1 protein-coding gene is annotated in these 256 nt (G+C 56.6%); it reads right to left on the bottom strand.

Going from position 1 to position 256, the window contains the following annotated elements; translation table 11 throughout:
- Positions 1–15: 15 nt before the first annotated feature.
- A partial coding sequence (locus RX395_RS10210) for a hypothetical protein (RefSeq protein ID WP_316367418.1) occupies positions 16–256 on the bottom strand: 241 nt, incomplete at its 5' end.

Below are 256 nucleotides of genomic sequence, written 5' to 3'. Positions count from 1 at the left end.
CGAGGGACGGCCCCGTCAAGCCGTGACCGGAATCGGTGAAAATACGTTAGCGCAACCGGTGAAACCGCCTTTGCGCGAACGGCGCGCCTGTTTAGCGAAACTGGTGAAAAATAGATTGACGCTAACAACAAAAGGCTCTGTTAGACCAGGATTGACATTCCGCCCCGTCATCTTCTTGCGATTGCACAATGGTCGCCCCTTGTCGAATCTGAATCCGGCAAGGGGCGATGCGCCCGAGACCGGACGAGTTGCTCGC

It is taken from the genome of Collinsella aerofaciens (genome assembly GCF_032584215.1).
GTDB lineage: Bacteria > Actinomycetota > Coriobacteriia > Coriobacteriales > Coriobacteriaceae > Collinsella.
Note: the sequence above shows the minus strand (reverse complement) of the source record. Positions and strands in the feature narration are given on the sequence as shown.